The organism is Parasphingomonas halimpatiens (genome assembly GCF_036663795.1).
In the GTDB taxonomy this organism is placed as follows: domain Bacteria; phylum Pseudomonadota; class Alphaproteobacteria; order Sphingomonadales; family Sphingomonadaceae; genus Sphingomonas.
Window position 1 is genome coordinate 1 of the sequence record NZ_JAXOJP010000080.1, and the last position, 3,562, is coordinate 3,562.

The 3,562-nt window shown below is 51.8% G+C and carries 2 protein-coding genes; both read left to right on the plus strand.

The annotated features are described in order from the left end of the window. Positions 1-183: 183 nt before the first annotated feature. Positions 184-1,206 carry an ATP-dependent nuclease gene (locus U1839_RS26650; RefSeq protein ID WP_332806584.1) on the plus strand — a complete coding sequence of 341 codons (1,023 nt, stop codon included), beginning with the start codon at positions 184-186 and terminating at the stop codon, positions 1,204-1,206. A 160-nt stretch (positions 1,207-1,366) separates the two neighbouring features. Next, complete coding sequence (locus U1839_RS26655) at positions 1,367-3,472, plus strand: nSTAND3 domain-containing NTPase (RefSeq protein ID WP_332806585.1); 2,106 nt, start codon at positions 1,367-1,369, stop codon at positions 3,470-3,472. Positions 3,473-3,562: the final 90 nt, after the last annotated feature.

The following is a 3,562-nucleotide window of genomic DNA, read 5'->3' on the forward strand; positions in this document are numbered from 1 at the left end:
CCCATCGGCAACATCCCACCTGCCGAAGCCGAAGATCAATATTATGCTGCCGCGGACAACATCGATATGGCAGCGTGACTCACAACCCAACGCCTCCGGCAGACCCGGCGCGGTTCACATCCCGATGCTACCGCCAAGTTGCAATGGCATCAAGATGCGAAGTCAGTTCGCATCGAGGAACCAATGGCGCGACTGCTTGCTGGTGACGGTGAGTTTGAAGGATCAATTGCTCGCTTCGGTCATGGCATGCAACGATCATATATTATTGCGTTGCTGCAAGGTTTGGTCGGGGCCGACGACGAAAACAGCCCGCGGCTGATATTGGGCTGCGAGGAGCCCGAGCTTTATCAGCATCCGCCTCAAGCAAGGCATTTGGCCACGGTACTTCAGTCGCTGAGTACCAAGAACTCTCAGGTGATCGTATCGACACATAGCCCATATTTCGTCGATGGCGCGGGTTTCGACCGTGTTCTACTAGTCCGAAAACTACGCCGTGAAGGGAAGGCCGTCGTTCGCTTTTGTACAATTGACCAGCTCGGGGCCGAGTATGCTAGAGTGACAGGTGAGGCGCACGCTCCGCACGACGCAATCGTCGCAAAGCTTCACCAAGTGATGCAGCCAAATTTGAGTGAGATGTTCTTCACTCCTAAGCTGGTGTTGGTCGAGGGGTTAGAAGATGCGGCCTACATCAATGCTTGGTTAATTCTTTCTGGTCGGTGGGACGCGTTTCGTTCGGGTGGGGCGCATATCGTGCCGGTAAGTGCGAAAAGCGAACTGATCCGTCCATTGATTATTGCTCAGAAGATGGAAATCCCGGCATTTGTAATATTTGATTGTGATGGCGATAAGCTCGAGCACAATGACGCTGCCCGCGCCGCCAGCATCAGGGCGGCACACGAGCGCGACAACCGCGCGATCTTCACGCTCGTTGGTGGACCGCTTGATGACATATTTCCCCGCGCACCAGTTTGGGGTGAGTGGTATGCGGCATGGCCGGACGATCTGGGTAAATGCGTGAAGGACGATTCGGGCGCGCAGTGGGAGGCAGCAGGAAACGTCGCATCAGCCACATGTGGGGGAGCCGGAGGTATGCAGAAGAATGCACTCCATATCGGCGCTCGCCTAAAAGAATTTCGGCGTATGGGCGCCAGAGCCGGCACCCTCGATCAATTATGCGAGGCACTAGTTAGGTTTGCTCTGACTTAATATAGCGGTTTTATTGCCACGCGAGATAAGTATGAAATAATAGGTTTATGATTACGAACAAGAAACGTGGGAATGGGAGCCGCGTAACCGTATCGTCCGCCACGCGAAGATAATATTACGCTCACGATAATGCCGTTCCGAACTGACTAATGAGGTAACCTTGTACGATTTCCATGACCTTTCGCCGCTCGATTTTGAGGAGCTAGTTCGAGACCTCCTTCAAGCTGAGTTGGGTATCCACTTAGAGTCATTCGGGCCGGGACGTGACAGTGGTATCGATTGCCGGCACGCCAGCGATGGAAATAAGCTGATCGTCCAAGCGAAGCATTACCTTCGAAGCGGCTCTTCAAAACTGCTGAGTGCGCTTAAGGCCGAGGATCTAAAGGTCGCGAAACTCGCACCAACGCGATACATTGTTGCCACATCGGTGTCGATGACGCCCGCATTCAAAGACGCGATTATCGCCGCAATGCCGTCGACTCCGCTCGCGTCTTCCGATATTTTCGGCCAGGAAGATTTAAACAACTTACTTAGCAAGCACTCTGACATCGAAAAGAAGCATTTTAAGCTATGGTTAGGTAGCACCTCTATTCTTGAGCGCATTATCCACAGTGGGATTTACAATCGTACAGAAACGGAGCTTGCACTAATCAAGGCGATGATTCCTCGCTTTGTTCAGAATGATAGCGTCAAAGCAGCCGAAGATGTTCTAGCTGCAGCCGGCACGCTCATCGTCGCAGGGCACCCGGGTGTGGGTAAAACGACGCTAGCGCGAATGCTGGTATGGCTCCATGCAGCCCAAGACTGGAAAATATTTGTCGTCGATGACATTGAAGAGGCGTTCGAAATTTCAAATCCGGGTGAGAAGCGGCTGATATTTTTTGACGATTTTCTCGGTCAAGTTCGTCTATCTGCAGATCATGTGCGCGGCCTTGACAGTCGTCTACCACCATTTCTTGAGCGAGTTAAGGCAAATAAAGACTTAAGATTTATTTTGACTACGAGGGAATATATCCTTAGTCAAGCAGAGTTATTATCAAGGCGATTAGCTTCTCGCCAAATGTCGGCGAACCGATATGTGCTTAATGTTGGTATTTACACTCGGGCAGTGCGTGCACAAATTCTATACAATCATCTTTATTTTTCGGGCCTGCGTGACGACCAAATCTACGAAATCTTATTAGATGATTTTTATATGACGATAATTGATCATCCCAATTTTAATCCGCGGCTCATTGAGCTGCTGACAAGTGAAGAGTATTCCTCACTTACTGGACAAAGCTTGCGGACGGCTATCGAGCGCGTCCTAGACAATCCGGAAGAACTGTGGGAGCGCCCTTACCGGGATCACATCAGCGCGGACGGTCGCGCGCTCATGTTGGCGATGCTCTTACATCCAAGCACTGCGAGCCTTGAAACGCTACGTACTACCTTTGTAGGAACAGCAGCGGCGATCGGATACGCGCTCCCAGCAGCTCAGCTCCAGCCGCGCTTCGCTGCGGCGCTCAAGGAACTCGAGGGGTCAGTCCTCGCGATCGTTAATCAAACGGTGCGCTTCTCGAACCCCGGCGTACGCGACTTTTTGCAGGTTGTAGCGATCTCCGATAATTTGCTTCCCAGTCTCGTAGACAAGGTAGTCACGCTCACGGAAGTCAAACAGTGCTGGACGATCTTCTTTGATCGTGAGCCAAGGCCAACGCCAAGGCCCAGCGACGCCCGTGTTTGGGTCGATGCTCTGGCGCGGGTAGAGCCGGATGGCGTACGTAATGATCTCGATCAGTTTGAACTGGCGCTGGCAATGTACGACCATTTTAGCGATCCGGGATTTCTTGCGATCGCTCGCGATGCGAGTGCACGCATTGCCGTGACTGGCTTCGACGCTTCTAATGTTCGCGCGGCGATCTCCGCGCTAGAAATGATTTTATTGCACTCACTGCCTATTGCAGAACGAGATCATTTCCATGAACTGCTAACCAAGCTCATAGCCGATATTCTTAAAAACTACGTGGATGAGTTGCCGTTCGAAGATATCGAAGCACTCGATGATGTACTCTTCACCTTTGGGAGTGACACTGCGGTGGCAGGAGAGGCGATACGAACCGCGTTAAATTCTTTCATTCCCGATATCGATAATGAGATGATGAATTATGGAAGCCTTGATGAACTTGATGATTTTGAACGTCGGTTAAAAGGCCTGATCGAAAGGCGCGGTTACTCGGGGCACTCACCTGAGCGAGATATAAGAGCCCGAGCGGAAAGTGGTTGAGCGATATCAGTAGGTTGTGATTCACCGTCGTTGTCGAGACGATAGGAGAAGCAGATGGCCTGGACTGATACCGCCCGCCGGCAACATAGG

Excerpts from the sequence above, each read along its gene's own strand:
- U1839_RS26650 (WP_332806584.1), top strand. The coding sequence starts at position 184 with ATGGCGCGACTGCTTGCTGGTGACGGTGAGTTTGAAGGATCAATTGCT.